We start from the raw sequence: 6,016 nt of genomic DNA on the forward strand, positions 1-6,016 counted from the left end.
GTAAGATTAAAATTTGTAAAGCATTAATTTTATTGAGTTAATAACGTTTTTATTGATTTTAAAAAATCTTACAAATTAAGAAAGTCGTAAAACTATTATCCGCACAAAAAGTCCAAATGAAAGTTTGGACTTTTTTTGTGGATAAAAAAGGACGAGAAGTTTATGCTGAGCGAAGCCGAAGTAAGTCCTATTATTTGCACAGAAAAAGTCTGAAATTTTTATTTCAGACTTTTTTTATGAGTTAAATCAAGTATTAATATTCAATTTATCTATTCAACCACCAAATACTTCCATTTAATAACATTGCAAAACTTACCCATGCAATGTAAGGTATGAATAAATATCCTGCAACTTTATCTATTTTTTTAAACTGATTATAAGTTTCCAATATAAACAACCAAAGAATTATAATTTCTATAAATGCCAATAAAGGATTGTGTAATCCAAAAAATAAATAAGACCAAAGCGCATTTAATGCCAATTGAATTATAAAAAATAAAAATGCTTTTCTAACAAGCTCTTTGTTGGTTTCTAGATGATTCCAAACCATTCCGCCAGCAACACCTATTAGTATGTAAAGTATTGTCCATACTGGGAAAAACACCCAACTTGGCGGATTAAAAACTGGTTTTACTAATGTTGGAAACCAAGTTTTAACACTTTCTTGTGTTACCATTCCAGATAAATATCCAACCAATAAACAAGTGGAAACAACCAACGCAATTCTTACAATTTTTTGCATAATATTTATAATTTATACAAATGTAATAAAGAAACAAGATGCATTTTTATAAAATAAGTATCTTTGCCAAAATTATATTTTATGCTTGTAGAGAAGGATTTTATTGCAAACCAATTATTGAATGAAGTTACTAATTGTAGTTTTGAATTTAGCGCACCAAGTAACATAGCATTGGTTAAATATTGGGGTAAAAAAGTAGATCAAATTCCGGCAAATCCATCTATAAGCTTTACTTTAAATACTTGTAAGACCATTACTAAAACCTCTTTTGTAAAAAATAATTCTACATCATCTTTTTCATTTGATTTATTATTTGAAGGAAAACCAAAAGAAGAATTTAAACCAAAAATTCTTAAATTTTTTGAAAGAATTGAAGTTTATTGTCCGTTTTTAAAACAATATCATATTATTATTGATACATTAAATACGTTTCCTCATAGTTCTGGAATTGCATCATCAGCATCTGGAATGGCAGCTTTGGCAATGAATATTATGAGTTTAGAGAAAATGTTAAATCCAGAATTGGCTGAAGATTATTTCTATAAAAAAGCATCTTTTTTAGCAAGATTAGGTTCTGGAAGTGCTTGCAGAAGTATAAAAGGAAGTATTGTAGTTTGGGGAAAACATAATGATTTCTCTAATTCATCAGATTTATTTGGTGTAGAATTTACAGATGGTATTCATATAAATTTTTTAAATTATCAAGATACTATTTTGCTTGTGGACAAAGGAGAAAAACAAGTTTCTAGCACTGTTGGTCACGAATTAATGCACAATCATCCATTTGCAGAACAACGATTTTTACAAGCGCACCATAATTTAAGTAGTATAAAAAACGTTTTAGAGAATGGAGATTTAAACCAGTTTATAAAAATTGTAGAAAGTGAAGCATTGACCTTGCATGCTATGATGATGACATCGATGCCTTATTTTATATTGATGAAACCAAATACATTGGAAATTATAAATAAAATTTGGAAATTTAGAAACGAGACTAAAATTCCGCTTTGTTTTACACTTGATGCAGGAGCAAATGTTCATATTTTATATCCCGAAAACGTTAGAGTTGAAACTTTGCAATTTATTAAAGACGAATTAGTTGGCTATTGTCAAAATGGTCAGTATATTTGTGACGAAATTGGTTTTGGAGCTCAAAAATTATAATTTTAATTCCACAATTCAAACTATGAAAGGACCATTATTTTACTCAAAAATATTACTCTTTGGAGAATACGGAATTATTAAAGATTCTAAAGGATTATCAATTCCGTATAATTTTTACAACGGAGCATTAAAAGTTGATGAAAATCCAACTCCAGAAGCTATAAAATCTAATTTAAGTTTAAGAAAGTTTGTCACTTATCTTGAAGATTTGCAAACTATCCAATCAGACTTAGTAACATTTAAAATAGCAACTTTAAAAGAAGATGTAGAAAGAGGAATGTACTTTGATTCTAGTATTCCGCAAGGATATGGAGTAGGAAGTAGTGGCGCACTTGTGGCAGCGATTTATGACAAATATGCCAATGATAAAATTACAGTTTTAGAGAATTTGACTAGAGAAAAATTATTAAAATTAAAAAATGTATTTTCTCAAATGGAATCTTTTTTTCACGGAAAAAGTTCTGGTTTAGATCCTTTAAACAGTTATTTAAGCATTCCAATTTTAATAAATTCTAAAGACAATATTGAAGCTACCGGAATTCCTACTCAAAGTTTTGACGGAAAAGGAGCAGTTTTTTTACTAGATTCTGGAATTATTGGCGAAACTGCACCAATGGTAACTATTTTTATGGAAAACTTGAAAGATCAAGGTTTTAGAAAAATGTTAAAAAATCAATTTATAAAACATACCGATTCTTGTGTAGAAAATTTTCTTGGTGGCGATATGAAATCTTTATTTGCTAACACTAAAAAACTTTCTAAAGTAGTTTTAAATAATTTTAAACCAATGATTCCTGAGCAGTTTCATAGCGTTTGGCAAAAAGGAATTGACACTAACGATTACTATTTAAAACTTTGTGGTTCTGGTGGTGGTGGTTATATTTTAGGTTTTACTCAAGATTTAGAAAAAGCTAAAAAGTCCTTAAAAGATTATAAGCTTGAAGTAGTTTACCAATTTTAATGACATGCCTATTTGGTATTCTTCATTATAAAAAGGAGAAACATAATTATAATGCTAAGTAGAAAAACCAAAATTACTTTTCTCAAAATAATTAGTATGTTTTCTGTAATTCGTGGTTACAACATACCAGTTATTGCATTGGCACAATACCTTTCGGCTATATTTATTCTTGCCAAAAATGAAAGAGCTTTACATATAATTTTAGATTTTAATCTTTTTTTTCTTGTCGTTGCTTCAAGTCTTACTATTGCGTCTGGTTATATTATAAATAATTTTTACGACAGTAAAAAAGATTTAATAAATCGTCCAAATAAATCTATGTTAGACAGATTAGTTAGTCAGAAAACCAAACTGCAATTTTATTTTACACTCAATTTTATTGTTGCTTTGCTTGCTTATTTTGTATCTGTTAGAGCATTATTATTTTTCTCAGGATACATTTTTATGATATGGTTTTACTCTCATAAATTAAAAAAATACCCAATTATTGGAAATTTACTTGCTTCTGTTCTTGCGGTAACTCCATTTTTTGCCATATTACTTTATTACAAAAATTGGTATCCAGAAATAATTGCGCATGCCACATTTTTGTTTTTATTACTTTTAATTAGAGAAATAATTAAAGATTTAGAAAATATAAAAGGAGATGTTGCCAATAATTATTTAACAATTCCTGTAAAATATGGCGAAGAGTTTGCCAAAAAAACAATTACTTTTCTTGTAATTTTAACCTTGCTTCCTATTTATTTTTTAATAGAAATTTACGAAGTTGGTTACATGGATATTTACTTCTATGTAAGTTTACTGATTTTGTTGTTTTTCACCTTATTTCTATGGAAATCAGTTGCCAAAACTGATTATTTAAAACTACATAACATACTTAAATTTATTATTGTTTCTGGTGTTTTATGTATAGTTCTTATCAATCCAGAGGTTTTAATTCACGGAAGAAATTATTTAAAAATTTAGTATTTTTAGAATTTATGCTGATGTATATCAGTAGCGAATGGCTTGGGTTTTTTCTATCTACCATTTTCCTACTGTACATTCCAATCTTTCTTGTCTTGAACTTCTTTCAAGATCTTGAAACAAGTTGAAGACAAGAAAGGATTTCCATTCCCATCAGGGCTAAAAGATTTAGGTTTTAGAACTTTAATTTAGGTTAGTCCCAATTTTATTTAATAAATTTCCCTAATAAGTATTTAAAACATCTTCCAGTAAAATCTTTTATGTTGCGGTTTGCCAAAGGCAAACCGCAACATAAAAGATTGAAACAAAAAGAACAAAAATTAGAAAATTTTAAAAACCATAATCAAATTAGCTACAATTCATCTTTAAACCAGCCAGAATACATAACATAATTATTAGAAATACGTTCTATCTCACCTGCAAAATCAGATTGGTCAATGTCTTTTACTTTCTTAGCAGGAACGCCAGCATAAATACTACCAGATTCAACTACTGTATTTTGAGTTACAACTGCTCCAGCAGCAATAATAGAATTGCTTTCTACTACACAATTATCCATAACAATTGCACCCATTCCTATTAAAACATTATCTTTAATTGTACAACCATGAACAATTGCATTGTGACCAATAGAAACATTATTGCCAATTATTGTAGCGTGTTTTTGATAAGTACAATGTATAATTGCTCCATCTTGAATGTTAACTTTATTTCCAATCTTAATAAAATTAACATCACCACGAATTACAGCGTTAAACCACACACTACAATTTACACCAAAACTTACATCGCCAACAATTGTTGCATTTTCTGCGACGTAACATTCATTTGGAATTTGTGGAGATTTTCCGTTTACAGTTTTTATAATCATATTATTTTTAAAAAAAATCCCGATATGTATCGGGATTAAGTTATTATTAATTAACTGCAGGACAGTTACAGCTGTATTTTTCTGGTTTGCAAAATAAATTCAATCCTAATGTTAGTTGATGAAATCCACCAGTATCAAATTTTACATTACCCAATATTTGTGAGTAGGTGTAAGCAAATACAAAGTTTTTATAATTTACACCAATAATAGGAGTAAAATATTGAAGTTTTTGTTTGGCAATTGCGTTTCCTTCTACAAACTCAGCACCATCTAAACTTCTTCTATAAGATAATCCACCCCAAAGTTTACCAAAATCTAATGATTTATAGACTTTTAAGTTTAAATCAACAATAGATTCTTTAGATTCAAAAACGTGTTGAAACATCATAGAAGGTTCCCAAATTAATTTTTCAGAATCTCCAAAAGTGTAACCCATATTATATATTAATCTTTTTAAATTTACAGGTTCTTTATCGGTATATAAATTTCTATTACTTGCTAATGCATTTTTTACAGTAAAATGAGCATAAAATTCTAAATAATTATAAGAAGCACCAATGTCCACATTAAAATAAGATGCTTTTTGAACTATTGTTCCGTTAATAATTGGATCAAATCCGGGATCATTTATTGGGAAACTAGTTTCGTCTAACAAACTTTGGGCTAAACCTATATTCATACCAAATGACAATTGATTTAAATCTACTTGATCTCTAGAAAATTGTAAATGATGCGCATAGGCAAACTTTACTCCTTTTTGAGAATGGTATCCATTTTTATCATTAATCAAAACTATTCCTAATCCATCTTTTTCTCCAACTGCTCCATTAAAACTTAAAGTTTGCAGCGATGGTGCATCATCTTGACCAAACCATTGTTGTCTCGCGGTTAGTCTTAATTTTGAACAATTTGCTGCGCCAGCCATTGAAGGATGCAGTAAAAAATAATTATCTGATAAATAATCAGAGTACACTGGCAATACTTCCTGAGAAAATGCTTGTTTGGCAAATAATAAAACTACTACTAAATAAAGGTGTTTAAAATTCATTATAATCTATCTTTTTAATGAGAAATGGGCTTTAAATTGTTTTTCGATTGTTTGTTCTAGGTAATTTACAGAGAACCAATAATCTGTTGCTGGCAGTTGTTGACCGTTAAATGTTCCATCCCAACCATCGCCGTTTGAACTGATTTGTTTTATTAATTTTCCGAATCGGTCAAATATATAAATTTTTGCGTTAGGTTGATTTGCTAATCCTACAATATTCCAAGAATCGTGATAACCATCGCCATTTGGTGTAAAATAATG

Annotated in this window: 7 protein-coding genes; 3 read left to right on the forward strand and 4 right to left on the reverse strand. The window is 28.7% G+C overall.

From position 1 onward, the window contains the following. Positions 1 to 265 precede the first annotated feature (265 nt). Complete coding sequence (locus tag ACH2BC_RS01630) at positions 266 to 742, reverse strand: TspO/MBR family protein (protein WP_395052218.1); 477 nt, start codon at positions 740 to 742, stop codon at positions 266 to 268. An 81-nt stretch (positions 743 to 823) separates the two neighbouring features. Here ACH2BC_RS01630 and ACH2BC_RS01635 point away from each other — a divergent pair, with 81 nt between their 5' ends. The 3 genes from ACH2BC_RS01635 to ACH2BC_RS01645 are packed head-to-tail and all read left to right on the forward strand — an operon-like array spanning position 824 to position 3,836. Continuing rightward, positions 824 to 1,906 (forward strand): diphosphomevalonate/mevalonate 3,5-bisphosphate decarboxylase family protein, encoded by a 1,083-nt coding sequence (locus tag ACH2BC_RS01635; RefSeq protein WP_395052220.1) that lies wholly within the window; start codon positions 824 to 826, stop codon positions 1,904 to 1,906. A gap of 22 nt (positions 1,907 to 1,928) precedes the next feature. Further along, positions 1,929 to 2,867 carry a mevalonate kinase gene (locus ACH2BC_RS01640; RefSeq protein ID WP_395052222.1) on the forward strand — a complete coding sequence of 313 codons (939 nt, stop codon included), beginning with the start codon at positions 1,929 to 1,931 and terminating at the stop codon, positions 2,865 to 2,867. Positions 2,868 to 2,918: 51 nt separating this feature from the next. Next, positions 2,919 to 3,836, forward strand: coding sequence for a geranylgeranylglycerol-phosphate geranylgeranyltransferase (locus tag ACH2BC_RS01645; protein ID WP_395052224.1), 918 nt, complete (start codon positions 2,919 to 2,921; stop codon positions 3,834 to 3,836). Between the two features lie 352 nt (positions 3,837 to 4,188). On the opposite strand, the gene ACH2BC_RS01650 is transcribed toward ACH2BC_RS01645, so the two are convergent. The 3 genes from ACH2BC_RS01650 to ACH2BC_RS01660 form a co-directional block, all read right to left on the reverse strand. Beyond that, a complete protein-coding gene (locus ACH2BC_RS01650) occupies positions 4,189 to 4,707 on the reverse strand; it encodes a gamma carbonic anhydrase family protein (protein WP_395052226.1) in 519 nt (172 codons plus the stop codon). A gap of 46 nt (positions 4,708 to 4,753) precedes the next feature. After that, positions 4,754 to 5,755: a type IX secretion system membrane protein PorP/SprF gene (locus ACH2BC_RS01655; RefSeq protein ID WP_395052227.1), complete on the reverse strand. Its 1,002-nt coding sequence runs from the start codon at positions 5,753 to 5,755 to the stop codon at positions 4,754 to 4,756. A gap of 6 nt (positions 5,756 to 5,761) precedes the next feature. Next, the coding region (locus ACH2BC_RS01660; RefSeq protein ID WP_395052229.1) for a T9SS type B sorting domain-containing protein at positions 5,762 to 6,016 on the reverse strand (255 nt) is incomplete at its 5' end.

The organism is Flavobacterium sp., from assembly GCF_043760115.1.
GTDB lineage: Bacteria > Bacteroidota > Bacteroidia > Flavobacteriales > Flavobacteriaceae > Flavobacterium.